The sequence below is a fragment of the Streptomyces sp. NPDC057623 genome (assembly GCF_042800355.1).
GTDB lineage: Bacteria > Actinomycetota > Actinomycetes > Streptomycetales > Streptomycetaceae > Streptomyces.
In genome coordinates this window covers 1-26,682 of the sequence record NZ_JBHVGZ010000078.1, presented here as the reverse complement: position 1 = coordinate 26,682, position 26,682 = coordinate 1, and the positions used below count along the sequence as shown (strand labels likewise).

Here is a 26,682-nt window from a genome sequence, read left to right as displayed (position 1 = left end):
CCCCGTCGGCTTGGCGGAGCTGAGCGCGCTTCCGACCACACAACACCTACATCACCCATTTAGAGCCATGGAGCGCCTCGACGCCCGCGAGGAGGCCGAGTTCGAGCGGATGCTCGCCGAGGCGAAGACACCGCAGGAACGGGCGTACCTCGTGAAGGCACTGGCCGCCGGGTACGACGTCAAGGAGGTCGGCGAGTTCCGCGACAAGATCCACGGCAAGGACCCGGACTGGCTGCAGCGGCACTTGACGCCGGTCACCACGGCCGGGGACAGCATGAAGGACGAGGGGGTCAACACCAGCGGCCCCAACAAGGGTTCCAACCACAACACGGACCAGCAGACGTTCAAGGGCGAGAGGTGGTCGCAGGAAGGCAACACCTGCGTGCCCTCGACCGTCGTGACCGGGCGTGCCATGGTCGATCCGGTGTACGCCCTCGAACTCACCGGCGGCCCGTCCGGGCAGGAGGACGACCCGGGCGCCTTCCGGGAGCGGCTGCACGACGAGCAGCTGCGGATGCACGACGAGGGCGACGGCAACGACGCGTACGACTTCCCCTTCGGCTCGACACCCGACGGCATGGACAACGACGGCAAGACCGAGATCGCCAACAAGGAGATCAGCCCGCACACGGGCGGCGAGTACGAGTTCCAGGAGGTCAGGAGCGCGGACGACCGCCGGGACGCGCTCCCCGACATCCAGCGGGCCGTCGCCGAGGGCAGACCGGTGCCGATCGGCGTCGAGGGTGAGGACGAGGACGGCGACCGGGTCGGCCACTCCATGATGATCATCGGGCAGGAGGGCGACATGCTGCAGGTCTACAACCCCTGGGGAACGACCACATGGGTCAGCGAAAACGACTTCGTCAACGGCAACATGGGCAAGGCCTCCGACAAGGACCTGCCCGACGCCTACGGCGTCCACCTGCCCGCCCAGTGAACGGAGGACCGATCCCCATGAAGTCCAGGCACCGCCTGTCCGCCGCCCTCGCCCTGCCGCTGGCCGCCGTGACGCTGTCCGGGTGCGGCCTCTTCGGCCCCGAGACGTTCGAGGCCGACGAGCAGTCCATCGAAGTGGACGCGGGCGACACGTTCGAGCTGACGCTCCCGGCCAACCCCTCGATGGGCCAGGACTGGAGCATCGTAAGGCCCGGTCCCGACCGTGCCACCGTGCGCCAGGACGGCCGCCGGGAGGAGGACTTCGGGGGCGACAGCGGTGTCGACGGGGGTGGTGACGGTACGCAGACCTTCACCTTCGAGGCCGTTGCCGCGGGCACCACGAAGATCAGAATGAGCTACTGCGTGCTGGGCGAGTGCCCCGACGGCGACGACCGCACCGCGACGGGCAGCCCCGGCAACGACCCGGCGTACTTCATCTACACGGTCACCGTGCGATGACCGAACGGAGGTACCGATGAACCCCGGCAAGACCGACGAAGAGTCGGCACAGGCCGACGTCGCCATGCTCCTGCGCTACGGAATCGGTGCCCAGGGCCCACGTCGCAGCGCCCTGTTCGGCGACGGAGCCGTGGGCGCCGCGGTCGTGCTCGACCGCCTCGGGGTCCAGCCCCGCTCGGTGGCGTTCCTCGGCAGGACCGTCCGCAGCGGTGGCACCGGCTACACCGCCCGGCTGCCGGAGCTGCTGCCCGAGCCGACGGCCTCGGACCTGATGCGCGGCTGGCTGGATGCGGCCGCGTCGGTGGCCCGGCCCGTGGAGGGCGACGAGGTCGTGGCCCGCTGGCTGGAGGCGGTCGCCGAACTCATCGGGCTGCGCCGCACCACCCGGGAGCGCGCCGCCCGCTGAGCTGAGCCCCTGCTGTGATCAGGCGGGGGCCGCGGCGAACGGTCGTGGGTGCGGTCAACGGGCCGCCCCGAGCAGGGCGGATAGCTCTACTCGCTCGAATCATCATTCGGGACACGGTCCTGTTGACTCACCGTGTTGACTCACCGCGGTGACGAGGGTGGAGGAGATGTGGGCCAGGGCGGGGTCCGCGGCGATGAAGAACGTTTCTATTCCGGCCAGTTCGTGGTTCATGCGGGCCATCGGCATTTCGTGGTCCAGGTCGGGAACGTCGCGAACTCCGCGGATGACGACGTCGATTGCGGCCCGCCGGCAGTAGTCGACCAGCAGGCCGCCTGTGTGGGAGTCGACCGTGACGTTGCTCAAGTCGGTTGCTGCCGCTCGGAGCCGGTCCAGACGTTCCGTGATAGGGAAGCGGCCGGTCTTGTTCGAATTGAACATCACGCACACGACGACCTCGTCGAACAGGAGGGCAGCGCGCCGGAGTACGTCCTGATGCCCTTGAGTGACCGGGTCGAAGGATCCTGGGAAGAGGGCTCGCATGATCGCGAAGATTAACAAGCGGCCGCCTCCGGTAGTGAAGTGCCAGGGCAGCCAATCCATCAAGAGCAAGCGTGACAGGGGAAACGTCTGACGGTGCAGGGCAGCCGCAACCTCACACGCAGATCACGGCCCCTGGGACAGGAAATCAGTGGGGCCCACTGGGATGTCCCGAGGTGACGATCACTCCGCTGAACTGGGGTTTTTGCGCTGGTTGGCATTGAAGCGCGCCTTCTTCTGACGATTCCCGCACGTGTTCATGTCGCACCATTTGCGGGTGCGGCTCTGACTGGAGTCGAAGAAGGCGGCTTGGCAGGTCGGCGATGCGCACAAGGCCAGTTTGCCGTCTCGTTCGCCCGCGATGATGCTGATCGCGTCGGCGGCGATCACGCCGAGGGCATCTTCCACGCCGGAAGCCGAGCTGAGCCGCCATCGCCGCTTGCCCTCGGGCGTCAGGATCGCCGCGGCCCGACCCTGAGCGCTGAAGTCGTTGATGACTTGGACAGCGGACGCAGGGAGAGCGTTGTGGATCGCGGCCGCTGTCGCGGCGGCGTGAATCGACTCCCTCAGTTCCCGAGCGAGGTCGAGCTGGGCAGTGGTGCAGGACTCCACGGCAAGGCCGTTCACCGCCAGCCAGTCAACGAGGCGGTGCGGCGTCGGAATGCGCTCCACAGGGTTGCCATGACGCTCCGACAGAGTCCCCGTGAAGCTGGTCGCCAGCACAGTGCCGAGGCGGAAGTCAGGGAACGAAGCGCGCATGGAACCACCTTAGCTGGTTGCGGCGTGGCTCGGAGAACTGTTAGAACCGTCTTAGACGGTTCTCGGTAGGCCGTAGCCGGTTCCACGATGGCCAGGAGGTCTCATGCCCCGTCCAACCAGCGACGTGCAAGCATTCGAAGCCCACGCGACTGACGCCGACCTCGACGATCTGCGCGCGCGACTGGCCGCCGCGCGCCTACCGGAGGCCGAGACGGTCCATCGCGCCGCCCCCGACCCTCGCCGGTGGGAACAGGGCGTTCCGCTCGCCGACCTCGTCGATGTCGTGAACTACTGGCGGACCGGGTACGACTGGCGGTCGTTCGAGGAGCGCCTGAACCAGATCGGCCAGTTCCGCACGGCCATCGATGATCTGGGAATCCATTTCCTGCACCGCCGATCCGCGCGCGCAGACGCCACTCCTCTGATCCTGACGCACGGCTGGCCAGGCAGCATCGCCGAGTTCACCGATGTAGTGGACGAGCTGGCAGATCCGAAAGATGGAAGCGCGCCGGCGTTCCACGTCGTGGTCCCGTCGCTGCCAGGATTTGGTTACAGCGACAAGCCGGCCACCACCGGGTGGGGAACCGAAAAGATCGCGGCCGCATGGGTGGAACTGATGGGAAGGCTCGGCTACAGCAAGTTCGTAGCCCACGGCGGCGACTGGGGAGGCAATATCACCACCGTCCTCGGCGGCAGGTTCCCGGCGCACGTTCTCGGCGTCCACACAACGTTCGCGGAGGGACCGCCCGGTTTGACAACGGACGGGCTGACGGCGGCCGAACGCAAATGGGCCGAGGAGACCCGCGATTTCTGGCGCCACCGCGCGGCGTACGCGAAGCAGCAGGCGACCCGACCCCAGACCATCGGCTACTCGCTCGTCGACTCACCGGTCGGGCTGCTCGCCTGGATCCTTGACAAGTTCGCCGAGTGGTCAGACACCGAAGACAGCCCGTTCGAGAGGATTTCCATCGACAGGGTTCTCGACGACGTCACCCTGTACTGGCTGACGCGGACCGGCGCATCGGCGGCCCGCATCTACTATGAAAGCCACAACTCGCTGGACCCCGAACTCCGGGTCGACGTCCCGTCAGCAATCAGTATGTATCCCCGCGACGTCGAGAAGTGTCCGCGCCCCTGGGCACAGGAGCGGTACCGGCAGATCGTCCGATGGGGCTCGCCCGAAGTCGGGGGGCATTTCCCGTCGCTGGAGGTTCCCGAGTATTTCGTCAAGGACCTGCAAGACGGCCTCTCGGCAGTGCTGGCCGCCACCTGAACTTCCATGGGTGATGCCGGTCTGCCGTCACACCTGGGCAATGGACCTCGACGCCCAGTGTCCGTCAGAAGACGATGGACACGATCTGGCAGGCGGCTTCGGCAATCTGACGCTCTCCGCTGATGCGGACTCGGGCGAGGGCGGTGCAGGGATCGATGCCGCGGGTGCAGAGTCGCCAGGCGGTCTCTGGGTCCAGCCGTACTGACGCGGTCGGCGGACCGCTGGGTGCTTCGGCCAGTGACCAGCGGTCCGCGGTGGCGGTCACGGTCCAGGTGCCGACCGCTGGCTCCTCGATGATCACTTGGAGTTGTGTCCCGGCGGGCGCAGGCGTGTGACGCAGTGTGTGGGGCAAAGCCCTCATGAAGGTGTCCAGGACCGCGGACAGAGCGTTGGGCTCCGGATCGGTGGCCCGGTCGGTGGCGTGGCGGATCTGCTGGCGGTGGGCCCAGTACTCGGTGAACTCCCGGGCAACATCCAGCCACTTGGGCGCCGGGTCGGCCCCTGCCCACGACACTCCCAGGCCCGTTGCGTCGAGGTCGGTGACCTCGAATTGACTGGCGACCTGGGTCCCGGCCAGTTCCAGGGCCTCGATGAGCTCGACGGGGCTGTGATCGGCGTGGAGGTCGATCCATTCCTGGTTGACCCGGTGGATGAACGTCTCCAGCGTCTCTCCAGCCGCCATGGCGCGTTGGTGGCTCTCTGTGCTCCAGCCGAGGCGGCCGTGGTAGTCGCCGAGGATATGGGCGGCAAGATCGTGCACGGTCCAGCCCGGGACCGCGACCGTGCTCCACTCATTGCGGCGCAGGCCGCGCAGCAGGTTGAGGAGCGACGCCAGCTCGGGCCCGAACAGCGGGCGAGCATCGATCGGCTTGCCCAGCCAGGAGGGGTCGGATACATCGTTGGGCTGGAGACTCATGGCCAAAGCCTGTCAGTCCGGAGCCGGGGTCTGCCATCGTCGATCACCGCCTGATCCGGCTCGTCGAGGCGTTGCCCGACGGGTTCCAGACCGAGTTCATCGAGACGTTGGCCTCTGGCGTCGGAGGACCAGCCGCCCAGCTCCCCCTCACACAGTTCCAGCTGCACGCGCCCGGGGGCGCCGACGCCGAACCCCTCGCACCGCTCCGCCGCGACCACCAGGAGGCGCACCACCGCGCAGCGTGAGCATCCGCCCTAGGACTACTCCGTGCCGTCCGCCGGCAGGCGCTCCGGCAGACCGAGCCGCGGGAACTGGTCGTCGTGGAACGTGACGATCTCGGTGATCGCCCCGCCGGTGATGCGCAGGACGTCGATCGTCAGCGGCAGGTACGCGCCCTCCCGCTTCTGCCATTGGTAGAAGGCGACGGCGGGCTGCCGGTTCACGGAGGTGAGGACGCCGCGCAGGCCCTTCATGCCCTCGAAACCGCTCTCGACCCAGTCGTTCACCACCGCGTCGCGGCCGACGTACAGGCCCGGGGTGGGCGGCATCGAGCAGCGGACGTCGTCGCGCAGCATCGCGGCGAGCGTCGGGACGTCCGTGGCCACGCTGGCGTCGGTGTAGCGGCGTACCAGTTCACGCGTCCCGGCGTCCTGGTCGCCGCCGGTCCAGTCCTGCCGCTCGGCGGGCAGGTGCTCCCGTAGGCCGGCGCGGGCCCGCTGCAGGGCGCTGTTCACGGAGTTGACGGAGTCCCCGAGGAGCTGTGCGACCTCCTTGGCCGGCCAGCCGAGCACGTCCCGCAGGATCAGCACGGCCCGCGGACGCGGCGCGAGGTGCTGGACCGCGACCAGGTACGCCAGCTCGATCGTCTCCCGGGCGACGGCGACGGTCTCCGGCTCGTCCGCGTCGCCCGCGTGCAGCTCGTCGAGCAGCCGGTCCGGGTAGGGCTGCAGCCACAGCACCTCGCCGCCGGTCGCTGGCTCCGGGCGGCGCTTGGCGAGCAGGTCCAGGCAGGCGTTGGTGGCGATCCGGTACAGCCAGGCCCGGAACGTCGACCGCCCCTCGAACGTCTCCCGCCGCCGCCAGGCACGCAGGAACGTCTCCTGCACGGTGTCCTCGGCGTCCTCGAACGACCCGAGCATGCGGTAGCAGTGCACGTGCAGCTCCCGCCGGTGCCGCTCCGCCAGCCCCGAGAACGCCGGCTCGTCGACCTCGCCCAGCCCGCTCACGCCCAGCCCGCTCACGCCCAGCTCCTCCAGCCGCGTCTCCGCACTCATCACGTCATCCTTCCGCCTCGTCGTGTCCCGTCGTAGGTGTGACGGGTGCGGGTGCGAAAACTCATCACCAGGGTCAGTCGCCAGAGCTGATCCAGTGACGTGAGGCTGCCGGCCGCGCAAGCCCAGCGGGCCGGGTGAGCGACCCTGACCAGGTCGCATCGCCGGCGGAGGCGTGCTCTCCTGGAAGCATCCGCGGGGAACACTCCTATGCGCCGCATCCAGATCGCCCCCCTCCTGTACACCCGCTCCCCCGCACCGACCGGAGCGGGCGGGAAGCTGCTGCCGACGCGGGATCTCGCGGCCGCCTGGCTCCTTGTGCTGCTGATCGCGGTGCTCGCCTGGGCGCTGACGATAGGACAGGCCCGGGACATGGGGGTCGAGCCCGGCACGATGGGGCTGGCGCTGCCCCTGTTCCTGCTGCTCTGGGTGACGATGATGGCGGCCATGATGCTGCCGTCCATGGCACCGGTAGCCATCACCTGGGTGCGGGGAATCGGCCGACAGTCCTCCGGCTGGGCACGGACGGCCCGCACCGTCGAGTTCGTGGGCGGATATCTGCTGGTGTGGACCGCCTTCGGACTGCTCGCGTACGCCGCCCTGGCCTTCACCGGCAACCTGGTGGACGACCATCCCACCGCCGGACGCTGGATCGGCTCGATCGCCTTCCTGCTCGCGGGCCTGTACCAGCTCGGTCCCCTCAAGACCGTCTGTCTACGGCACTGCCGCGACCCGCTGAGCCATCTGGTGCGATACGCGGGCTTCCGGCGACCTGCCCGCGACCTGCGGGTCGGTGTCCATCACGGCTCCTACTGCGTCGGATGCTGCGCCGGGCTGATGGTCGTCCTCGTTCCGCTCGGCGTGATGAACGTGGCGGCGATGGCCGCACTGGCCTTGGTGATCTTCGTGGAGAAGCTGTGGTCCCGCGGGCCGCTGGTCGCCGTCGTCGTGGGCATTGCCTTCCTCGTCCTGGGAGCGCTCGCACCGTTCCAGGACTGGCTGCTGCCGGGGCTGCAGGACTCGATGCCGTCGATGGACGACATGTGATTGCCCGGTGTGCGCTTCGGCCACAGGGGCGGGTTTCCCTCGTGCGAGGTGAGGTGCAAGCTGGAGGGGAGGCCACCCTCCCGATCCCGGGAGCGGGCTCGGGACATGCGGTCTCGCCACTCCGAGTGAGTTCCTTCGGGCTCGTCAGGAGGGAAGCGAGATGACAGAACAGGCCACGACCGGTACACGCTGGCACCTGGCCGGTGACTGGTTCGATGTGTGCAAGTGCGCCATACCGTGTCCGTGTACGTTCGCGCAGCCCCCGACCTACGGCGACTGCGAAGGCGTACTGGTCTGGCACATCCGGGACGGCAACTTCGGCGACACGCGGCTCGACGATCTCAACGTCCTGATGCTCGGCTCCTTCGAGGGCAACCCGTGGGCCGGCACGCATACCGACCCGTACGCCGCGGTCTTCCTCGACGAACGCGCCGACGACCGGCAGCGGGCTGCGCTCGGGGCCGTTTTCGGCGGTGAGGCGGGCGGGTGGCCGGCGCAGTTCGGGGAGATGTTCCACCCCGAGATGCGCGGCATGGACATCGCGCCCATCCACGTGGAGATCGACGAGGACCTTGCGACCTGGCGAGCCGAGATTCCGGGCCGGGTCACCGCGACCGCCGAGGCCCTCACCGGTCCGACCACCCCGAACGGCGCGCGCGTCCAGGTCCACAACGCCCCAGGCGCCGAAGTGGGGCCAGGTCAGATCGCGACGTGGGGTCGGGCCTCCCTCGACCGCGTCGACGCGTTCGGCTTCTCCTGGGAACGCTCCGGCAAGTCGAGCAAGCACTTCCCCTTCGACTGGAGCGGCCCTGACTGAGAAGTCAGCCGTCGGCCAGGCCAGGTTCTACCAGCAGTGAGATCGCAGGTCAGGTGCCTGATCTTCTAGGAGGCGGAGTCAACGCTGCACGCCGGTTGAGGCGTCGCCATCCGGTGCCTGGTGAGGCAGCCGTTCCAGGGTGGCGGCGATCCCGGCCCGTCCCACCACGTCGATCAGTGCCTGCCCGATCATGGAGACCGGTTCACGGGCCGGGAGCACCAGCCCGATGCGCTCGGTGCGGACCGGGCGGACCAGCGGAACGGCGCGCATGCCCGCGGGAACGCCGAAGACGTGGAGCCAGGCGTGCGGCACGACGCTCGCCCACTGACCGGCCCTGACCTGCGCGAACAGGGAGGCGATCGAGTCGGTCTCGACCCGCGGTGTGACGGAGACGCCCACGGCCTCGAACACCGCGTCGAGGACCTGACGGCCCTGCATCATGGGGTGCAGCAGACACAGGGGGTACTGGGACGCCTCCTCCCAGGAGATCTCGTCGGGGCCGGAGGTGGGCGCGGTCCGCTGGGTCAGCAGCACATAGCGTTCCTGGTAGAGCGGTACGAACTTGAAGTCATGCGCGGCGACGGAGCTGTGATAGGTCACGGCGGCGTCGAGTTCGTATGTGCGTAGCCGGTTCACGATGTCCTCGGCCTGGAGGTCGGCGAAGACCTGGACGGTCGCCAGCGGGTTGGCGGCGCAGAACGGCTGGGTCAGCAGCGCGACCGCCGTGGCCGCGGTCGGGACGGTGCCGATGCGCAGCCGGCCGCTCAGGCCCGCTCGCAGTGCCTGGATCTCGCTCTGCATCGCGTCACGGTCGGCGAGGATGCGCTGAGCCCACAGGACGACGCGCTCGCCCTCCGGTGTGAAGCCGTCGAACCGGCGTCCCCGCTGGACCAGGGGAATGCCGAGTTCGTCCTCCAGTTTCCGGATGCCCTCGGACAGGGTCGGCTGGGAGACGTAGCAGGCCTGGGCCGCCTTGGCGAAGTGGCGGGCGCGGGCGAGGGCGACGAGGTATTCGAGTTGGCGCAGCAGCACACCTCCATGATCTCCCGCACCCCGGCCGCTCGTCACCGTCGCTGCGCGGCGGTGATCGGTGCTGCCTTTCAGTCGATCGGAACTGCCGCTTTGACCTGCCCCGACGCGGCGGCGGAGAGTGTGCTGCGAATGGTGGGCGGGGTATGTCGCGCCCGCGCGGGTCCGAGGGCGCGCGGGCTGTCCCGCCGCTGGACACGCCGGACGCCGCCGAGCGCGCTCGCCCCGCGACGGAGAGGGCGTGGATTGCGATGCGGGATCTCGACGAGCCGGATGAGAACGAGCTGTCGGTGACGGCGCCCAAGACGTGGGCGACCGGTGTTCCCGGGGTCGTGCACGCGCTGCAGTACGCGCTCGGGCAGACGTCGCCGAAGCGCACCGCGCTGACCCTGCTCAACATCAACCAGGCGAAGGGCTTCGACTGCCCGGGCTGCGCCTGGCCGGAGCCCGCTCCGGGCAAGCGGCACCTCAACGAGTACTGCGAGAACGGTGCCAAGCACATCGCTGACGAGGCGACCTCCCGGCGGGTGACCGCCGACTTCTTCCAGCAGTACTCGGTGGACGAGCTGGGCCGGAAGTCGGACCACTGGCTCAACCAGCAGGGCCGGCTGACCGAACCGATGGTGCTGCGCGAGGGCGCGACCCACTACGAGCCCATCGGCTGGGACGAGGCACTGGACCTGCTCGCCGACGAGCTGCGCGGCCTGGACCATCCGGACGAGGCGCTGTTCTACACCTCCGGACGCCTGGCCAACGAACCGGCCTTCCTCCTCCAGCTCTTCGCGCGCGCCTTCGGCACCAACAACCTGCCCGACTGCTCCAACATGTGCCACGAGTCCAGCGGCTCCGCACTGAACGAGACCCTGGGCATCGGCAAGGGCAGCGTCAGCCTCGACGATCTCTACGACTCCGACCTGGTGTTCGTCGTCGGGCAGAACCCGGGCACCAACCACCCGCGCATGCTGTCCGCGCTGGAGGAGACCAAGCGCCGGGGCGGCCACGTGGTCGCCGTCAACCCACTGCCGGAAGCCGGACTGCTCCGCTTCAAGCACCCGCAGAAGGCACGCGGCATCATCGGCCGCGGCACGGACATCGCCGACCAGTTCCTCCAGATACGGCCCGGAGGCGACCTGGCGCTGTTCCAGGCACTGAACCTGCTGTTGCTGGAGGCCGAGGAGAAGGAACCCGGCACCGTCCTGGACCGCGAGTTCATCGAAGCGCACACCACCGGATACGACGCCTTCGCCGAGCACATCCGCGCCACGTCCTGGGACGCCGTGCTGGAGGCCACCGGCCTGACCCGGGACGAGATCGAGCAGGTGCACGAGCGGGTGCTGGCCAGCCGCAGTGTCATCGTCTGCTGGGCGATGGGCCTGACCCAGCACAAGCACGGTGTGCCCACCATCCGCGAGGTCGTCAACTTCCTGCTGCTGCGCGGAAACATCGGCCGTCCGGGCGCGGGAGTGTGCCCGGTGCGCGGACACAGCAACGTGCAGGGCGACCGCACCATGGGCATCTGGGAGCGCATGCCCCAGCCCTTCCTGGACCGACTGGGACAGGAGTTCCGTTTCACCGCGCCGACGAGGCACGGCCTGGACTCCGTGGACTCCATCAGGGCCATGCTCGACGGACGGGCCAAGCTGTTCGTCGGCGTCGCCGGCAACTTCGTCCGGGCCTCGCCCGACAGCGACGCCACCGAACGCGCCCTGCGCAACTGCCGCCTGACCGCGCACATTTCGACGAAGCTCAACCGCTCCCACGCGGTGTGCGGACGCACCGCCCTGATCCTGCCCACGCTCGGCCGCAGCGACCGCGACGTCCAGGCGGGCGGCGAGCAGTTCATGACGGTCGAGGACTCCATGAGCGAGGTCCACGCGACCCGCGGTCGACTCGCCCCCGCGTCCGCGCACCTGCTCAGCGAGGTGTCCATCATCAGCCGGCTCGCCCGCAGGGTCCTGGGCTCCGGACCGGACATCCCCTGGGCGGACTTCGAGGCGGACTACGACCTCGTCCGCGACCGCATCGCCCAAGTCGTGGACGGCTTCGTGGACTTCAACGAGCGGGTACGGCGCCCGGGCGGTTTCCGACTGCCCAACCCGGTCAACAAGAAGGTGTTCCGCACGCCCTCCGGGAAGGCCGTCCTCACCGTCAACGACTTCACCATGCTCCAGGCACCCGAAGGCCACCTGGTCCTGCAGACGCTGCGCTCGCACGACCAGTGGAACACGATCCCGTACGCGATGGACGACCGCTACCGGGGCATCAAGGGCGGCCGGCGCGTCGTCCTCGTCAACCGCGCCGACCTCACGGACCTCGGCGTCGACGACGGCAGCCTCGTCGATCTCATCAGCGTCTGGACCGACGGGTCGGAGCGGCGCGCCGACGGTTTCCGCGTCGTCGCCTACCCGACGCCCCGCGGTTCGGCGGCCGCCTACTACCCGGAGACCAACGTCCTGGTGCCGCTCGACAGCGTCGCGGACATCAGCAACACACCCACGTCGAAGAGCGTGATCATCCGCCTGGAACGAGCCGCCGACCGGACCCCTGCGTAGCACAAGGGTGTCGCTCGGTCACGGCCCGCGCGACCAGTGCTCGTGCCGGATGACTGCGTTCGCTGACGAGTCCGTCCCTGGTCCCGCGCCGGTCGCGTCCGGTGTCAGCGGCCCGGGTGGGTGCCCAGGCGGCCCGGGGTCGGGTCGCCCTTGGCCTCGCCGATGTACACCGTCATCTGCTCGCGGAGGCGTTCGGCTGCGGCACGGTCCCGCATGAAGGCGGGGAAGCCGTCGATGTCGGCGTTCTTGTACTGCCAGACCTTCTTCAGGCCGGCGGGCGGGGCGACGTCGGTGCGTACCGACCACCCATCGCTGGTCTGCTGCTCCTTGGAGAGCTGCCAGTTGAGGAAGAGCTTGGCGGCGGCCGGGTGGCGGGCGTCCTTGAAGATGGCCTCGCGCTGTCCCCAGGCCATGAACGGGTCGCGGGTGTTCGGGAGCATGCCGACCGTGGTGGCCTCGGGATCCTTGCCGGCGTCGGGGGTGACCCATCCGCCCAGGCCGATGGCCTTCTTGCCGGCGGTCATCGCGTTGCCGGCGGAGTCGGAGCCGCGAAGGAACTCGGTGTTCCTGGCCATGCGAGCGAGCCAGTTCCAGCCGAACTTCTTCACGTAGCGGCTGTAGAGGAAGAGCGTCGCATCGTCGTCGTTCGGGTAGGCGGAGGCGATCTTGCCCTTCCATTCGGAGTCCGCGAACTCGCGGACGCTGTGGGGCGCGTCCCCTCCGACGAGCTCCTTGTTGTAGGCGGCGCCGAAGGCCAGGACGTTGGTGGCGACCCAGGCGCCGTCGGCGTCATTGAACTTGTCGTGGACCTTGCCGAAGCCGGCCGGCTTGTACGGAAGCAGCGCGCCCTGCCGCTTCCAGCGCGGGAAGTCCTGGAGGGTCTGGAGCTGGACGACGTCGGGGACGAGGGTGCCTGTGGCGAGTTGGTTGTCGATGCGGGCGTCCTGGTACTTGCTGTAGTCGACGACCATCTCGACCTTGATGCCCGGGAAGCGCTTCTCGAACGCCTGCTTGGTGTCGCCCTGCTGGTCCTTCCAGTCTCCGCCGGCATAGACGACGAGCTTGCCGCCCTCGGCCTTCGCCTCGGCATACAGCTGGTCGAGCGTCTTGGTCTCCTCGCCCCCGGGCCGGGCGTCGGAACGTGCGGCGGCCCCGAGGGTCAGGCCGACGGCGGCCACACTCAGGCCGATCGTGGCAGCTACGAGGGTCGTGGAGAAGCGGAGCGGTCGCGGATGCTGCTGGTTCGGGTTCGGCAGCGGGTTGAACAGCATGGACGTGGATCTCCTGGGGGGTGGAGTGCGGATGAGGGAGGTGTACGTTCCGGTGCCCGACGGCCGCGGTGGCGCCGGCGGCTCCGGCGGCCGTCGGGCGGTTGGTTCAGCGGACCAGTTCGGCGGGCTTGGTGGCCTTGCCGAGCACCCACTCCAGGGGGCCGCGGCGGAAGTAGCGCGACCAGAGAGTGGCGAACAGGGTGATGGCGACGATGAAGCCGAGAAGAACGTGCAGCGGGGGGCCGGGAAGTTCCTCGATGCCGAGGGAGTGGATGCCGGCGATGTGGAAGACGTAGGCGGTCAGGGACATCGTGCCGACCGCGATCACCGGGCGGGCGAGCCGGTGGAAGCGGGGGTAGGCGTCGACGGCGGCCAGGCAGCCGACCAGGACCGCGATCGCCACCCCGGCGTTGGCCACGATCGACAGGGTCGTCTCACTGTGCGGCGAGGCGACCAGAAGCCCCACCGGGGTACTGCCGTCGGGGTAGCCCCAGGTGTCGGACCACCAGGCCGAGGCGGCTGAGGCGCTCCCTCCCCAGCCGCCTTCGCCCCAGCCACCGGCGCTCAGCTTCGACAGGGCGCCCGGGACCAGGTGCAGGGCCAGCCAGGAGCCGCCGTAGCCGACGACGGCGAGGGCGACGCCGGTGATGGCGAGGCGGGTGCGGACAGCGGTGGCGGCCAGGTCGAGGCGGGCCACCGCCATACCGGCGATGACGAAGGGAATCCAGGTCAGCGCCGGGTAGCTGCCGGTGAAGAGGAGCGAGACGATGCCGTCGGCGTCCGCGGGCCAGGCCCAGACGCCCTCGGCGCCGTCGACGGGGAGTGCGTGCTGGACGACGTACAGGACCTGCGGCAGTACCAGGGCACTGGCTGCGGCGGTGATCGCCAGCGGGGCCGTGCTCAGCCGGTACAGCGGCAGGACGAGCAGGAAGTACAGGCCGTAGAAGGCGAGGATCACCTCGACCGGGGTGCCGGTCGAGGTCAGCCAGGTGCCCAGCGCCAGCAGGACGAGCGCCCGGATCACCACCTTGGCGACCGCCTGTCGGCCCGCCCGGCCCGTCTTCGGGGTGCGGCGGCCGGTCATCAGCATGATCGAGAAACCGGCCAGGAAGGCGAAGAGCGCGGAGGCACGGCCGTGCGCCAGTTCCATGAGGTGCCCGGTGATGCCGCCCTGCGAGGGGTCGGGGCCGACGTGGGCCGCGTACATGCCGAACACCGCGAGCCCCCGGGCCAGGTCCACGCCTATCAGGCGGCCGACCGGGGCTCGGCCCGTCTCGGGGGCCTTGGACCGCTCGTTCCCCACGGCCCCGGACGGGGCGCTGATCGGCGCCGCGAGCACCGTGTCGTCTGCTTTCTGGGTCATGCTTCCAGGCTGGAGAGCGGCCCGGGCCCGGAGTATCCGGCGACTGTCCGGTGCTACCCCGCCACCCGGCGGGTGGGCCCCTGCCGGGTGGGACCCCACCCCGGAAACAGAGCGGTCCCTTCGGAGGGAGTTTGCGACCACAACAACCCCCCCCCACAACACGTCCCCCAAGACCAACCCCCGAACCAACCGCCAGGTCCGGCCCGAGGCGCGGACGGCGGACAGTCCCCAGGCGAACAGCAGGGCGATATTGAACCCGAAGGCCACGTACTCGATGCCCGCCGAACGCCACCAGCCCCAGCCCGCGCCGAGCAGCATCACCATCGTGGGAAGGGTGGCCACGACGAGGGGCCATTCCTGGGCCAGCACCCGCAGGGCGCCGAGGACACCCGGATGGGACCCGTCGCCGCGTCGGACGATCATGTGCGCGTACCCGTGCGCCAGAGCCGAGGCGACGGCGGTGATCAGCAGCCACCGGGCGTCGTACAGCCGGTCGTCGGGCGCCGTCTCGCCGTACTGCGTGAGCGCGGCGACCATCGAGCTGGCCAGTACAGCCCCGTAGACGCCTCCTGGGAAACCCATCGCCGTCACCGCCGGCGAGGACAAGACGGTCCGGCTGTGGGATCTCGCCTCCGGAACCCCCATGGGCGAGCCCATGACCGGCCACACCAGGGGGGTGGACGTCTTTGGCGACGACGGCCGTTGCGACATCGACAGTGCCCTGTACCAGTTCTCGCTCGCCGGCCTGACGAACGCGTTGCCACCGCAGGAGCTGCCCGAGGAGCAGGCCATGCTCCGGGTGCGGCAGTACGTAGAGGCCCAGGGCCTGGACACCACCGGCTATCCGCTGTCCGAGCTGGTAGCCGACCGGTTCAGCATCGGCTGGATGGTCTACGTGCCCGGGGGCGGGATCGGCCGCGCCATCTTCTACGTGGACGACGACGGCGTGCTGGAGCAATCCTCCTCGTCGACAGCGCCGTTGACATTCACAGCCGGTTTCGAGCGACGCTTCCGGAAGCGCCATACTCCGGCGATCTGGAGTGCGGACTAGGGACCACCGCTCACCCTTGGGGCTGACGAAGTGCCCAGTCGCGGTCGCTCGGCGTCGGCTCGGTTCGCCAACGAGCCCGGAGGACACCGTCGTTGTCGGGCAGGACAGCGGTGCACAGAGGCATGCGTTCACCCGCATAGACAGACAGGAGCGCGGCAGCACGCGCACGGGATATCCGGGCGGTCAGTTCGGGGAAGTCGTCCCCGTCGGCGATGGCGCCGCGGATGTCGCCGTCGTCGTCCTGCCACACGCCTTCGACGAGACCATCAGCGGGCAGGGCCCTCAGGACGGCGTCGATGTCGGTGGACAGGGGCGGCCAGACGGCGAGACGGGCCCGGGGAGTTAGTCGGGCGCGAACGGAGTCGATGGTGTCGCTGGTGAGGTGGTGCCATCGTGAGGCACCTTCGAGATACGTCTCTTCCAGGATTCCCGCACGGCCGGTGACGACGGCCCTGTGCAGGTCGGACCAGAAGTCGTCATCGCCGGGCCGCTGGATGACCTGCTCTTCCTCGGCCTCGAAGGCGTACGGGGAGGCGTCCAGCCGTTCTGGAAACAGTCCGAGCTGCCGGGTATGGGCCAACGCTTCCTCGCAAGACCGCCTGCTGCTGACGTAGAGGTACTGGTCCCATCCCACATGGACCGCGAACGCGCCTTCCGCCTCCAGCCGGCACCAGGCCCCGTTGTCGCGCAACATGGCGCGCACCAGCTGCAGCCCGATGTCGAGCGGTACTACCGCCCCGTCGTGAAAACCGGTAGGGCCGGCCGGGAAGAGCCCGTCCAGCCCGAAGCCGTCCACTGCGGGCTCCACACCGAAGTGCACGAAGGACGGGATCTGTGGTTCACGTAGGGCCAGGTGATCGACGCCGGTGTCCCCGGCGAAGGCCGCGACCGCCTGAAGGTAGGACGCCTCGACCTCGCCGTAATCGCTGACGGTGTCCTCACTGCCGGTGTAGTACCCGTGTTCGTCACGGTCGGCGGGGTCGTACTTGGTGACCTGGTAGACGTAGGGGAGCTGCACTGCACCATCATCCAGCACGCTGGGGTGTTGGTGGTCGTGGCGGACGGGGCTGTGCCGTACGTCGAGTCGCGTGGGGCCGTGCGATCACCGGGCTTGTCGCGCACCTCCGCGAGCGACCGAGGCGAAGGCTGTCGCGAGCTCGTCGAGCAGGGGCGCCGCGGAGGGGTGGGGGTCATGGCGTGGTGTGAGCGTGTAGATGCCTCGGGACGGCGGGTCGATGAGGGCCACCGTGGTGACGTCGGCTCGTAGTGCGCGCGTCAGCACCCCGGGTATCAGCGCGATGGCGTGACCGGTTGCGACCAGGGCCAGCTTGCCGGGCAGGTCGGCCGCGGTCAGGTCGATGCGGGCGCTGACTCCGGCACGGGCGGCGTGCTGGCGCAGCAGCGCCGCCGAGCCGTCGTTGTCCTCGACCCAGATCTGGTCGGCCAGCGCCCGCATGTGCACCGGACCTCGCCCGGCCTGCGGATGGCCGACGGGCACGGCGACGACCATGTCGTCCAGCCCGAGGAACCTGCGTTCGACCCGCGGGTCCTGGGGCAGCCCTGGTGGCGCGTCGGTGACGACAGCGATGTCGAGATCGCCGGCGATCACGCGGCTGTGCAGTTGCGCGCTCAGGTCGGGCAGCAGGCTCCAGGGCACGGGCCTGGCCTCCAGCAGGCCCCGGATGGCCTCGGGGACGATTCCCGCGGCCAACGAGGGTGTTGCACCGACGGCCAACGGCCGGTCGAACGCCCCGTCCCCCATGTCCCGTACGGCGCGAATCGCACGGTCGGCCTCGTTGAGCACGGCCAGAGCGTAGCGTTGGAACACCTCGCCGGCCGGTGTGGGGCGAACTCCGCGTGCATGGCGCTCCACCAGGGCCACACCGAGCTGCTGCTCCAGTCCGGCGATCTGCCGGGAGACCGCCGACTGCGTGTGATGGAGTTCGACAGCCGCCGCCGACAACGACCCGAGTCGGCACACGGTCACGAAGCTCCGCCACACAGTCAGGTCCATGGCGCCAGTATGCCTCCCAGGTATGTGATTCCCGCATGGTGGCCCTGCGAAATCTGCGCTTGTCGCAGTCATGGCGGTGCACGACTCTGGCACGCATGACCACACCGCACACCATCGCCGTCCTGGGTCTGGGACGCATGGGCAACGCGATCGCAGCACGACTGGCCGACCGGGGCTGGGACGTCGTCGGCTGGACCCGCTCCGGGCGCACCTCAGGGGCAGTCAGGACGACCGGCGATCCGAACGACGCCGTGGCCAGGGCCGACCTCGTGCTCCTGGCGTTGTTCGACGGCGCGGCCTGCCGGCAGGTCCTCGACGACGTCCGCGACTCGCTGCAACCGGACACGGTCGTGCTGAACACCAGCACCATCGCCCCCGCCGAAGCATCCACGCTGGCCCGACAGTTCGGCCGGTCCTACATCCACGCGCCCGTGCTCGGCTCTGTGCCGAGTGCCGCCGCCGGCGCCTTGCAGATCCTCGCAGCCGCTGACCAGGACACACTCGATCGAGCCCGACCAGTACTGGATGCGCTGGGCACCGTGCGGCGCGTCGATGACGCCCCCAGCGCCGCAGCACTCAAGCTGATCGCCAACAACAGCCTCGCCGGCGCCGTCCTCGCCCTGCGCGACGCACTGCAGCAAGCCGACGCCCTCTCCCTGCCCCGCGCCCAGGTGCTGGACGTCCTCGAACTCGGCCAGCTCGGGGGGCTGGTGGCCCGAAAGCGCCACTTCCTCACCGGCCCTGCGGCCACTGGCCCGGCCGAGTTCACGATCGGCGCGCTGATCAAGGACATGGCCCTGCTGGCCGCCGCATCCAACACTCCCCTGCGCAACGTGGCCCATCTGGCCGACAGTACTTCCGCCCCTGAAGCCGACATCGCCGCTGCCGCCACGGTCCCCGCCGTGGAGGATGCCGTGCTCGAACCCCTTCGCGCCTACATCCGCGGACATGCCACCGGCGACCCCACCCACTTCCGCGACGCCTTCCGGCCCACCGCGCACATCGAGGGAATCCGGGACGGCGCATTCGTCTCGTGGCGCCTGGACGACTACTGCGCTCTCTTCCACGGCCGCCCGGCCCCGGACGAACCGACCCGTTCCCGCCGCATCGACGCCATCGCCGTCCACGACACCGTCGCAACCGCCACCATGACGCTCTCGCACGGCCCGGACACGTTCACCGACGTCTTCCTGCTGGTCCGCGACGACGACACCTGGCGTATCGCCAACAAGGCCTATCACCGCCACAGCTGAGAAGGCGGTAAGCGAGGTTCCGGAAGCCGCCCCTTCATCGGGGTACTCAAGCCGGAGTCGACCAGCGCGCCGAGCCGTCGCCCCTGCCTACCGCCCCAGCGCCGAACGCAGCGTCAGGCCGTGGCGGCGGCGGAGACGGTGGAGCTCCCCGACCGACAACAGGGTCACCGACACCGGGCCGCCCAGGAGGAAGGTGTAAAGGACCCAGGGCGGGGCGGCCACATCGGGGCCGTCGGAGATATTGAGGAGGAAGAGCGACCAGACCAGGAGCGGGGAGATCAGGGCCGGCAGCAGATCGTGGACGTCACCGAGACGGAAGCAGGAGTTCACGCCGTAGACCAGGACGATCACGGTGAAGGGGACGGAGAACAACAGGAGGATCAGACAGACGAGTCCACCGACGCCCTTCGCCACCACCAGGAGGACAACGGTCAGCCAGCTCAGATCGGCGGGGCGGCCGTCGAACGAGACCAGTTCGCCCCGTAGCGCCTTCCAGGACAGCCAGAACAGCCCGGCGCCGCACAGGATCAGGACCACGCAGTACGCGGGACCGAGCAGACAGGACGCGTAACGGCGGCCGAGCGGCGCCCGGGCCGCCGAGATGAACGCGGTCACCGCGAGGAGACCGACCCCGAACGTGACCCCGCAGCCGATCAGCAGATCCTCCAGCTTGCCCATCACGAAGTCCTGACGGCCCACCCTCATCGGATAGGCCATCACCAGCCACACCGTCGCCGTCAGACCGAGAACCGTACGGCTCCGCTGCAGTGTCCGGATGACCCCGTCCTGGACGCGGTCGGGCCGGATGGCCGCCACCCGCTCCGTCGCTATGGTGAGCGGACGAGTGATGAGGCCCACCAGCCCGCGCTTGTCCTCTCCGTTGCCGCTCACGTCGCGCAATCCCCCGAGTGCGATCAGGCGCGCGTGCTCGAGCGCCGCGAGCGGACACTCTAGCGGATCTTGTTCGAACGCTGATGCGACGCAGCAGCACAGCGGCGAAGGCGGCGTCCCGCCCCTTCCCCGGGAACCTCCGGATGCCCGGCGGCGTTCCTGTCGCTGACGGCCGCAGGAGCCGAGCCGTCGGCCCGCAGTGCCCAACTGCTGACTTGCTACGACGACTTGACCGGGGGCAAAGAGGCGTGCAGCAGCACCGCGCACACCCCGCGCGCCCGGCCACCGCCGTGCTCTCCGCGCTGCTCGCGGTCCTGACCTTCCTCCTGCCGGTTTCGGCCAAGTCGGCGTCGGCGTCCCGCCCGTCCTCGACGGGCACGGCCGCGGCGGCGACCGCGCAGGCGTCCACGACCGCCGACGCGCAGCGGCCCGTCACCGTGGCGCACCCCGTGCCGGGCCACGCCGACGCCGTGCCGTACCCGTTCCACGGCTTCCTCGGACCAGGCACCGGGGACGCGGCCCCGCACCGTGCTGTCGGTGGCCCCGCCGTGGCCGCGGCGGCCGCGGCCGCGGGAGCGAGCCGGGGCGCCCACGCGTATCGCCCGCGCGGCCCGCCGTCCCGATGGAGCACCGAAGTCCGTATCGACGCCTGACCGTTCGCCTCCGCGCCCGGCGCAGACGTCGACTCCGTCTGCCTGCCCATCGTGGAGAACTCATGTCTCGCGCGCCCATGTGGCGGGCGATCGTCGCCCTAGGTGTGATCGCCGCCTCGCTCTTCTTCGCTCTCACCCAGTCCGCCCGCCTCGGCCTCGACCTGCGCGGCGGCACTCAGATCGTCCTGGAGACCAAGGACTCTCCCGTCGTCAGGGCCGATGCCGAATCGACCCAGCGGGCCCTGGAGGTGCTCCGCCAGCGGGTCGACGCGCTCGGCGTGTCCGAGCCGAGCCTGTACCGGTCCGGAGAGCAGCGGATCTTCGTCGAGCTGCCCGGCGTACAGGACCCGCGCGAGGCCGCCGAAGTCATCGGCCGTACCGCGCAGTTGACAGTCCACCCGGTGCGGGGTGTGACGGACAAGCAGGACGCGGACAAGGGGAAGCCGACCAAGGACGGCTCGCGCACCCTGGCCGATCCCGATCAGAAGGGGGCGTTCCTCAAGCTCGGACCCACCGCCCTCACCGGGGAGGGCGTCAAGGACGCCGAGGCTGTGCTCGACCAGCAGAAGATGTCGGGCTGGATGGTCAACCTCACCTTCCGCGGGCAGGCAGGCAAGGACTGGGCACGGGTCACCGGGGCGGCGGCCTGTGCCCCGCAGGGCGCCCCCGAGCGGCGCGTCGCCATCGTCCTGGACGGCAAGGTCCTCTCGGCGCCCGGCGTCAACGCGGATGTGGCGTGCGAGGTCGGCATCTCCGGCGGCTCCACGCAGATCACCGGCGGCTTCGGCCGCGAAGAGGCCCGCGATCTGGCCGCGCTCGTCAAGGGCGGTGCGCTGCCGGTGCCCGTTGAGGTCGTGGAGCAGCGCACCGTCGGCCCCACGCTCGGTGCCGACGCCATCGCCGCCAGCACCCAGGCCGCGATCATCGGGCTCGCCCTGACAGGGCTGTTCATCCTCGTCGTCTACCGGCTGCTCGGCGCCCTGGCCACCATCGCGCTCGCTCTGTACGGGCTGATCTCCTACGCCGCACTGGTCGCTCTGGGCGCGACCCTGACACTGCCTGGACTCGCCGGTTTCGTCCTGGCGATCGGCATGGCGGTGGACGCGAACGTGCTGGTCTTCGAGCGTGCCCGCGAGGAGTATCTGGGAGCCCGCGCCCTGAAGTCGGCCGCGGCGCACCTGGACAAGCCGCTGCGCACCGGCTTCAACAAGACCTGGAGCGCGGTCGTCGACTCGAACGTGACCACGCTGCTCGCGTCCGGGCTGCTCTTCTTCTTCGCCACCGGACCCGTCAAGGGCTTCGGTGTCACGCTCTCCATCGGTGTCCTCGTCTCGATGATCTCGGCCCTGGTGATCACCCGCGTCCTCGCCGACTTCGCGATCCGACGCCGCTTCGTGCGGGGCCGGCCCGGCCTGACCGGGATCACCTCCACCGGCCGGGTGCGTGCCTGGCTCGCACGCCGCAAACCCCGCCTGGTGCACCACCGGCGCCGCTGGCTCGGCGTCAGCGGGCTGCTGATCGTGGCTGCCGTCGCCGGAATCGGCCTGCGCGGCCTGGACTTCGGGGTGGAGTTCACCGGCGGGCGCCTGGTGGAGTACAGCACCAGCAGGCCCGTTGACGTGGACGCGGCGCGCACGGCGGTCACGGACGCCGGGTTCCCGCGCGCGTTGGTGCAGGAGTCGGGGGACGGGGACATCTCGGTACGCACCGGTGAGCTGAGCAACGACCAGCAGCACATGATCAGAACGGCGCTGGCGAAGGAGGGCGGCGAGGTCACCGTCGAGCGGGACGAGCTGATCGGCCCGAGCCTCGGCGAAGAGCTGCGCCGGCACGCGCTCATCGCGCTCGGCATCGCCGTCGCGACCCAGCTGATCTACCTCAGCGTGCGGTTCCGGTGGACGTTCGCCGCCGCGGCGGTATCGGCCATGGTGCACGACGTGCTGCTCGTGGTGGGCCTGTTCGCCTGGCTCGGCAAGCCCGTCGACAGCGTCTTCCTGGCGGCCCTGCTGACGGTCATCGGGTACTCCGTCAATGACACCGTCGTCGTCTTCGACCGGGTGCGCGAGGCGCGCCACCGCGATCCGGCGGCTGACCTGGAAACCACCGCGAACAAGGCCGTGATCCAGACGCTGCCGCGTACCGTGAACACCGGTATGGGCGCGCTGTTCATCCTGTCGGCTCTGGCCGTGCTCGGCGGTGACTCGCTCGCGGACTTCTCCATCGCGCTGATCGCCGGTGTGGTGATCGGTATGGCGTCGACGGTGTTCACCGCCGTTCCGATAGCCGTGCAGCTAGAGGGCAGTCACCCGGCGCCACCGGTGCGCCCCGGGCGCAGCAAGGACAGGGGAGTGCGCAGTCCCCTGGAGCGGCGCGGGCGTGCGCGGGATTCAGGCGCCGTGGTGTGAGGTTGCGCGGAGGGGCGCGGGGAAGACGCGGATGCCCGTAGGGAAGACGCACGCATCCGGAGGGCTGCCGCGGTGGCAGCAGCTCCGGATGTGGGGTCTACTCCGCGCTCTGCGCTGCGAACGCTGTCGACTGCAACTGGTTCAGCACCGCGGACGGGCTCCTGGTCGTCGACACCGCCTGTCCGATCCGCTTCCTGATGTCCGCGCTGACCTGAGACCAGGAGGTCTCCCCGACGGGATACAGCTCGGAGGACGGCAACTGGTCCAGGAACGGCTTGAGATCGGCGTCCGCCTTCGCCGTACTCATGATCTCGGACACGGACGTGGTGACCGGCAGCAGGTCGTACTCGCGGGAGAAGGCGAGGACGTTCTTGTCGTTGTAGACGAAGTCGAGGAAATCCCGTATCTCCTTGGCGTGGCCGTTCTTCCTGAAGGCCATCATCCAGTCGGCGACTCCCATGGTGGTCTGGCTCGGACCGTCCACACCGGGCATCGCCACCGTGCCGAACTGCACGCCGTTGCTAGCCGCCATCTTCATCAGCGAGGGGTGTCCGTTGAGCATCCCGACCTCGCCGTCGGCGAAGGCGGCGAACGCATCGGCACGGTTGAGCCTGCCGGGTGCGACCGGACCGGACCTGTTGGCCATGCGCCACGACGCCGTCCTCGAACGCCGTCCGTGGGACTCGGTACGCACCGAGCTCAAGGCCATGGAGAAGGCCTCCGAGCGGATCAGGAAGGTGGAGGCGCAGGAAAGGCGTGACCACAAGCGGTCCGAGGCCGAGCGGAAGTGCAAGGACGGCGTCGCGCAGCTGAAGCAGAAGATCGCCGTTTGGACGGCTCCACGAGCGCGGGGTGACACCCCCCAGCCCCGCATGGCGGCAGCGGGTCGAGCCGGACCCGCCCCCGCCGCCGCATCCCACGACGCCGGTGGCAAGCCCCGCGCACCGAACTCCAGCCCCGCCTCTCAAGGCCGGGCAGCCCGATCAAGCGCCCCGCCCGATTCATGGCCAATGCCCTCACCCTCCGTCACGGCCGCGGACCGAAACAGGTTCGCCAGTCGGACCGTGGCCGAGCAAGGGACGCCGGGACTTCACCTGTGCCGACCGGGAAACCGGCGACGACGTACCCGGCCAACCGACACGCCGGCATTCTTCGACGCGGCGGCCTCCTGTCCACTCAGGCACACGCAAACCGCCTCGGTGATTTGTCACGTTGATCCTGGATCAAGACCCACCGACTGGTACCGCGGTACCAGTGGGCCACCGAAGATTCCCCCGCAGTCCCAAAGTCCTGACCTGCGGCGCTCGTAACTTCGAAGGCAGACCACATCGAGCCCGCGGACGGGTTCGATGTTCGAGGCAGGAAGGGCCCACTCCCATGATCGAAGCGCGTGAGCTGACGAAGCGGTACGGCGACAAGACGGTCGTCGACCACCTGAGCTTCACCGTCAAGCCCGGCGAGGTGACCGGCTTCCTCGGCCCCAACGGGGCGGGCAAGTCCACCACGATGCGCATGATCGTCGGCCTGGACTCCCCCACCAGGGGCTCGGTCACTGTCGGCGGCCGGTCGTACGCCAGGCACGGCGCGCCGTTGCACGAGATCGGCACCCTGCTGGAGGCCAAGTCCGTCCACCCGGGGCGCAGCGCGTTCAACCACCTGATGGCGCTCGCGTACACCCACGGCATTCCGCGCCGCCGGGTGGACGAGGTCATCGAGCTGGCCGGGCTGACCAGTGTGGCCGGCAAGCGGGTGGGTGCCTTCTCACTCGGCATGGGCCAGCGGCTCGGCATCGCCTCGGCCCTCCTGGGCGACCCGGCGATCGTCATGCTCGACGAACCGGTCAACGGCCTCGACCCCGAGGGCGTGTTGTGGGTACGCAACCTGCTGCGCTCCCTGGCCGACGAGGGCCGGGCCGTGATGCTCTCCTCGCACCTGATGAGCGAGACCGCGCTGATCGCCGACCACCTGGTGATCATCGGACGCGGCCGGCTGCTCGCGGACACCACGGTCGACGACTTCACCCGGGAGGCCGGCGGTGGAGGCGTGAAGGTCGCCACCTCCGAGGCCATGAGGCTGCGTTCGCTGCTGGCCGGCCCCGACATCACGATCAGCTCCACCTCCGCCGAGGAACTCCTCGTCTCCGGACGCGACGCCCGGGAGATCGGGGCGATCGCCGCCCAGCACGGGGTGGCCTTGTACGAACTCACCCCGCAGTCCGTCTCGTTGGAGACGGCGTTCATGGAACTCACCCGCGATGTCGTCGAGTACCAGAGCGCTCCCGCCGACACCGAGCGAAAGGCCGCCTGATGACCGTCACCAGCCTCGCCCCTCCCCCGCCCACACCACGAAGTACAAGGTGACCGGCCTGCGGGTACTGCGTTCGGAGTGGGCCAAGTTCTGGTCGCTGCGCTCCAGTTGGATCACCCTGGGCGTCGCCGTCTTCCTGCTGGTCCTCCCCTGGGTTCGACGCCGACTGGGCGCACCCCGTACTGGGGCGCATGTGGCGCGGCCGCAGACAACCGTGGCTGCTCGACACCGCGGTCGTACTGGTCGTCCAGCGATCACGAAGAACGTGACGGCCGGGGCCCGGCGACGCCACCACAGCGGCACGATGAGTGCCGCGGCGAAGAGGTGGACGACGCCGGACGGCAGCTGACCGCGGTGGGCGCGGGTCTCGCGGTCTTCGCCGGCTGGGCCGAAATCGGCTCGGACAGGGACAGTCTGGCCCGCCTCCGGGCCACGGCCTTGATTCGAGAACCGCAGCAACGCCCTCCTGGGAGCCACAGCCGGAATGCGATCGCGCCCCCAACAGGTCCCACCTCGTCCAACCCGTTGTCTGGCAGTGCGCGGCTCTTGACGGTGATCCAGGAACGGGCACATCGTGGCGCATTGCACCAACCTGTCCCGAAGGGGAACTGCTATGCCTTCAGAGTGGCGCTACTTCGTCCGTCCCGATGGTTCCTTCTGGCGCACACCCAACATCGACGGACACCTCGACTCGGTGACGGACGAGGAGCTCGCAGGCATGGACAGCGCAGTCAGTCGGCGCCGCGAGACGGAGACGCCGGTGCCGTGCTCGCGGTGCACGCGGAAGCTGCTGCTGCACTGGAGAGCGCCGGCGCCGGGCGTGCTGCTGGAACTGTGCGAGGGCTGCGACAGCGGCCGCCCAGCCGCGAGCGACCTGATCCGCTGGATTGGCGATCCCGCCCGGCGTTCGCAAGACCTGCCGCTGCTTTTCGAGATGTGGGAGACGGAGACCATGGAATCCATGGGCTGGGTCTTCGTCCCTCCCGAAGACGATCCGCTCGCACAGAACTGACCGACCTCACAAGGACCGTTCTCAAGGCCCACGGCTGTACCGGACGCTCCCGCGAAATGGCTCCATCGGTCGTCGGGGCGGGGTAGACCGTCGTCATGGAACCGGATGAAATCCCTCTCCCGGACGTCTGTGATCTCTGCGGGCAACTGCTGGACGAAGAGACGGAGCTGCTGGCTCTTGTCGATGACTCCTCTGCCATCCACACCAGCGACCCGAAGATGGACGGCAAACGGCTGGTGACCGTGTGCTCGCCCGAGCACCTCAAGGAGCTACAGCGGCAGTACGCGGAGCGGTCTTTCTCCGAGCCGGAGCTGTGGTCCGGCAAGATTGCCCGCGCGATGCGTACCTATCCGAACGGGATCAAGCCTGTCAACGGCCATTTGTTTGCCCCGGTGGCGGCCAGATGTTCCATGCACTCATGGCCGACTCGGCGTCCCCAGTGGCGGCCAGATATCTCCCC

General features: G+C 69.4%; 22 protein-coding genes and 4 pseudogenes. 15 read left to right on the top strand and 11 right to left on the bottom strand.

Features of this window, described 5'->3' with window-relative positions; translation table 11 throughout:
- The 3 genes and pseudogenes from ACFU95_RS43255 to ACFU95_RS43245 all read left to right on the top strand — a co-directional run.
- A pseudogene (locus tag ACFU95_RS43255) lies at positions 1-937 on the top strand (peptidoglycan-binding protein); the annotation flags it as partial.
- Positions 938-954: 17 nt separating this feature from the next.
- Positions 955-1,395, top strand: a complete 441-nt coding sequence (locus tag ACFU95_RS43250; RefSeq protein ID WP_383840702.1) for a protease inhibitor I42 family protein — start codon at positions 955-957, stop codon at positions 1,393-1,395.
- 16 nt (positions 1,396-1,411) lie between these two features.
- Positions 1,412-1,801 carry a hypothetical protein gene (locus ACFU95_RS43245; RefSeq protein WP_383840699.1) on the top strand — a complete coding sequence of 130 codons (390 nt, stop codon included), beginning with the start codon at positions 1,412-1,414 and terminating at the stop codon, positions 1,799-1,801.
- Positions 1,802-1,903: 102 nt separating this feature from the next.
- On the opposite strand, the gene coaD is transcribed toward ACFU95_RS43245, so the two are convergent.
- Entirely contained in the window at positions 1,904-2,341 is a 438-nt protein-coding gene (coaD, locus tag ACFU95_RS43240) for a pantetheine-phosphate adenylyltransferase (protein WP_383840696.1), read from the bottom strand.
- A gap of 180 nt (positions 2,342-2,521) precedes the next feature.
- The gene (locus ACFU95_RS43235) at positions 2,522-3,097 is read right to left on the bottom strand and encodes a CGNR zinc finger domain-containing protein (protein WP_383840694.1); all 576 of its coding nucleotides are present in this window, start codon (positions 3,095-3,097) and stop codon (positions 2,522-2,524) included.
- Positions 3,098-3,200: 103 nt separating this feature from the next.
- Here ACFU95_RS43235 and ACFU95_RS43230 point away from each other — a divergent pair, with 103 nt between their 5' ends.
- Entirely contained in the window at positions 3,201-4,370 is a 1,170-nt protein-coding gene (locus ACFU95_RS43230) for an epoxide hydrolase family protein (protein ID WP_383840691.1), read from the top strand.
- A 64-nt stretch (positions 4,371-4,434) separates the two neighbouring features.
- Here the strand turns inward: ACFU95_RS43230 and ACFU95_RS43225 are convergent, their stop codons facing one another.
- Positions 4,435-5,286 (bottom strand): maleylpyruvate isomerase family mycothiol-dependent enzyme, encoded by an 852-nt coding sequence (locus ACFU95_RS43225; protein ID WP_383840689.1) that lies wholly within the window; start codon positions 5,284-5,286, stop codon positions 4,435-4,437.
- A 260-nt stretch (positions 5,287-5,546) separates the two neighbouring features.
- On the bottom strand, positions 5,547-6,560 hold the full coding sequence (locus ACFU95_RS43220) for an RNA polymerase subunit sigma-70 (RefSeq protein WP_383840686.1): 1,014 nt from the start codon (positions 6,558-6,560) through the stop codon (positions 5,547-5,549).
- Positions 6,561-6,767: 207 nt separating this feature from the next.
- Here ACFU95_RS43220 and ACFU95_RS43215 point away from each other — a divergent pair, with 207 nt between their 5' ends.
- Positions 6,768-7,604, top strand: coding sequence for a DUF2182 domain-containing protein (locus ACFU95_RS43215; RefSeq protein ID WP_383840684.1), 837 nt, complete (start codon positions 6,768-6,770; stop codon positions 7,602-7,604).
- A 160-nt stretch (positions 7,605-7,764) separates the two neighbouring features.
- The gene (locus ACFU95_RS43210; RefSeq protein WP_383840681.1) at positions 7,765-8,421 is read left to right on the top strand and encodes a DUF1326 domain-containing protein; all 657 of its coding nucleotides are present in this window, start codon (positions 7,765-7,767) and stop codon (positions 8,419-8,421) included.
- Between the two features lie 78 nt (positions 8,422-8,499).
- On the opposite strand, the gene ACFU95_RS43205 is transcribed toward ACFU95_RS43210, so the two are convergent.
- Complete coding sequence (locus ACFU95_RS43205) at positions 8,500-9,453, bottom strand: LysR family transcriptional regulator (RefSeq protein WP_383840678.1); 954 nt, start codon at positions 9,451-9,453, stop codon at positions 8,500-8,502.
- A gap of 248 nt (positions 9,454-9,701) precedes the next feature.
- Between ACFU95_RS43205 and ACFU95_RS43200 the strand changes: the two genes are divergently transcribed.
- Positions 9,702-12,002 (top strand): FdhF/YdeP family oxidoreductase, encoded by a 2,301-nt coding sequence (locus ACFU95_RS43200; RefSeq protein WP_383840741.1) that lies wholly within the window; start codon positions 9,702-9,704, stop codon positions 12,000-12,002.
- Between the two features lie 104 nt (positions 12,003-12,106).
- Here ACFU95_RS43200 and ACFU95_RS43195 read toward each other — a convergent pair whose 3' ends face one another.
- Together ACFU95_RS43195 and ACFU95_RS43190 are read right to left on the bottom strand one after the other, a co-directional pair.
- A complete protein-coding gene (locus ACFU95_RS43195; protein ID WP_383840675.1) occupies positions 12,107-13,273 on the bottom strand; it encodes an ABC transporter substrate-binding protein in 1,167 nt (388 codons plus the stop codon).
- Positions 13,274-13,379: 106 nt separating this feature from the next.
- A complete protein-coding gene (locus ACFU95_RS43190; RefSeq protein ID WP_383840738.1) occupies positions 13,380-14,636 on the bottom strand; it encodes a DUF418 domain-containing protein in 1,257 nt (418 codons plus the stop codon).
- A gap of 643 nt (positions 14,637-15,279) precedes the next feature.
- On the opposite strand from ACFU95_RS43190, the gene ACFU95_RS43185 reads away from it, so the two are divergent.
- Positions 15,280-15,687 carry a hypothetical protein gene (locus ACFU95_RS43185; RefSeq protein ID WP_383840672.1) on the top strand — a complete coding sequence of 136 codons (408 nt, stop codon included), beginning with the start codon at positions 15,280-15,282 and terminating at the stop codon, positions 15,685-15,687.
- 10 nt (positions 15,688-15,697) lie between these two features.
- Here the strand turns inward: ACFU95_RS43185 and ACFU95_RS43180 are convergent, their stop codons facing one another.
- Entirely contained in the window at positions 15,698-16,705 is a 1,008-nt protein-coding gene (locus ACFU95_RS43180; protein WP_383840669.1) for an RNA-binding protein, read from the bottom strand.
- 84 nt (positions 16,706-16,789) lie between these two features.
- Positions 16,790-17,701 (bottom strand): LysR family transcriptional regulator, encoded by a 912-nt coding sequence (locus ACFU95_RS43175; protein WP_383840667.1) that lies wholly within the window; start codon positions 17,699-17,701, stop codon positions 16,790-16,792.
- A gap of 35 nt (positions 17,702-17,736) precedes the next feature.
- On the opposite strand from ACFU95_RS43175, the gene ACFU95_RS43170 reads away from it, so the two are divergent.
- Positions 17,737-18,954, top strand: coding sequence for a nuclear transport factor 2 family protein (locus ACFU95_RS43170; RefSeq protein ID WP_383840664.1), 1,218 nt, complete (start codon positions 17,737-17,739; stop codon positions 18,952-18,954).
- Positions 18,955-19,041: 87 nt separating this feature from the next.
- Here ACFU95_RS43170 and ACFU95_RS43165 read toward each other — a convergent pair whose 3' ends face one another.
- Complete coding sequence (locus ACFU95_RS43165; RefSeq protein ID WP_383840661.1) at positions 19,042-19,845, bottom strand: hypothetical protein; 804 nt, start codon at positions 19,843-19,845, stop codon at positions 19,042-19,044.
- Between the two features lie 248 nt (positions 19,846-20,093).
- Between ACFU95_RS43165 and ACFU95_RS43160 the strand changes: the two genes are divergently transcribed.
- Together ACFU95_RS43160 and secD are read left to right on the top strand one after the other, a co-directional pair.
- Positions 20,094-20,498, top strand: coding sequence for a hypothetical protein (locus ACFU95_RS43160; protein ID WP_383840658.1), 405 nt, complete (start codon positions 20,094-20,096; stop codon positions 20,496-20,498).
- Between the two features lie 62 nt (positions 20,499-20,560).
- Positions 20,561-22,903, top strand: coding sequence for a protein translocase subunit SecD (gene secD, locus ACFU95_RS43155; protein ID WP_383840656.1), 2,343 nt, complete (start codon positions 20,561-20,563; stop codon positions 22,901-22,903).
- A gap of 97 nt (positions 22,904-23,000) precedes the next feature.
- Here the strand turns inward: secD and ACFU95_RS43150 are convergent.
- Positions 23,001-23,537 (bottom strand): annotated as a pseudogene (locus ACFU95_RS43150) (extracellular solute-binding protein); the annotation flags it as partial.
- 743 nt (positions 23,538-24,280) lie between these two features.
- On the opposite strand from ACFU95_RS43150, the gene ACFU95_RS43145 reads away from it, so the two are divergent.
- The 4 genes and pseudogenes from ACFU95_RS43145 to ACFU95_RS43130 all read left to right on the top strand — a co-directional run.
- Positions 24,281-25,210: an ABC transporter ATP-binding protein gene (locus tag ACFU95_RS43145; RefSeq protein ID WP_383840653.1), complete on the top strand. Its 930-nt coding sequence runs from the start codon at positions 24,281-24,283 to the stop codon at positions 25,208-25,210.
- Positions 25,158-25,358: pseudogene (locus ACFU95_RS43140) on the top strand (hypothetical protein); the annotation flags it as partial. The gene ACFU95_RS43145 and the pseudogene ACFU95_RS43140, both read left to right, overlap by 53 nt.
- A gap of 465 nt (positions 25,359-25,823) precedes the next feature.
- Entirely contained in the window at positions 25,824-26,222 is a 399-nt protein-coding gene (locus ACFU95_RS43135) for a DUF6300 family protein (RefSeq protein WP_383840650.1), read from the top strand.
- A 95-nt stretch (positions 26,223-26,317) separates the two neighbouring features.
- A pseudogene (locus tag ACFU95_RS43130) lies at positions 26,318-26,682 on the top strand (hypothetical protein); the annotation flags it as partial.

Coding starts and splice junctions, on each gene's coding strand:
- ACFU95_RS43250 (WP_383840702.1), top strand. CDS start 955: ATGAAGTCCAGGCACCGCCTGTCCGCCGCCCTCGCCCTGCCGCTGGCC.
- ACFU95_RS43245 (WP_383840699.1), top strand. CDS start 1,412: ATGAACCCCGGCAAGACCGACGAAGAGTCGGCACAGGCCGACGTCGCC.
- coaD (WP_383840696.1), bottom strand. CDS start 2,341: ATGCGAGCCCTCTTCCCAGGATCCTTCGACCCGGTCACTCAAGGGCAT.
- ACFU95_RS43235 (WP_383840694.1), bottom strand. CDS start 3,097: ATGCGCGCTTCGTTCCCTGACTTCCGCCTCGGCACTGTGCTGGCGACC.
- ACFU95_RS43230 (WP_383840691.1), top strand. CDS start 3,201: ATGCCCCGTCCAACCAGCGACGTGCAAGCATTCGAAGCCCACGCGACT.
- ACFU95_RS43225 (WP_383840689.1), bottom strand. CDS start 5,286: ATGAGTCTCCAGCCCAACGATGTATCCGACCCCTCCTGGCTGGGCAAG.
- ACFU95_RS43220 (WP_383840686.1), bottom strand. CDS start 6,560: ATGAGTGCGGAGACGCGGCTGGAGGAGCTGGGCGTGAGCGGGCTGGGC.
- ACFU95_RS43215 (WP_383840684.1), top strand. CDS start 6,768: ATGCGCCGCATCCAGATCGCCCCCCTCCTGTACACCCGCTCCCCCGCA.
- ACFU95_RS43210 (WP_383840681.1), top strand. CDS start 7,765: ATGACAGAACAGGCCACGACCGGTACACGCTGGCACCTGGCCGGTGAC.
- ACFU95_RS43200 (WP_383840741.1), top strand. CDS start 9,702: ATGCGGGATCTCGACGAGCCGGATGAGAACGAGCTGTCGGTGACGGCG.
- ACFU95_RS43195 (WP_383840675.1), bottom strand. CDS start 13,273: ATGCTGTTCAACCCGCTGCCGAACCCGAACCAGCAGCATCCGCGACCG.
- ACFU95_RS43190 (WP_383840738.1), bottom strand. CDS start 14,636: ATGACCCAGAAAGCAGACGACACGGTGCTCGCGGCGCCGATCAGCGCC.
- ACFU95_RS43185 (WP_383840672.1), top strand. CDS start 15,280: ATGGGCGAGCCCATGACCGGCCACACCAGGGGGGTGGACGTCTTTGGC.
- ACFU95_RS43175 (WP_383840667.1), bottom strand. CDS start 17,701: ATGGACCTGACTGTGTGGCGGAGCTTCGTGACCGTGTGCCGACTCGGG.
- ACFU95_RS43170 (WP_383840664.1), top strand. CDS start 17,737: ATGGTGGCCCTGCGAAATCTGCGCTTGTCGCAGTCATGGCGGTGCACG.
- secD (WP_383840656.1), top strand. CDS start 20,561: ATGTCTCGCGCGCCCATGTGGCGGGCGATCGTCGCCCTAGGTGTGATC.
- ACFU95_RS43145 (WP_383840653.1), top strand. CDS start 24,281: ATGATCGAAGCGCGTGAGCTGACGAAGCGGTACGGCGACAAGACGGTC.
- ACFU95_RS43135 (WP_383840650.1), top strand. CDS start 25,824: ATGCCTTCAGAGTGGCGCTACTTCGTCCGTCCCGATGGTTCCTTCTGG.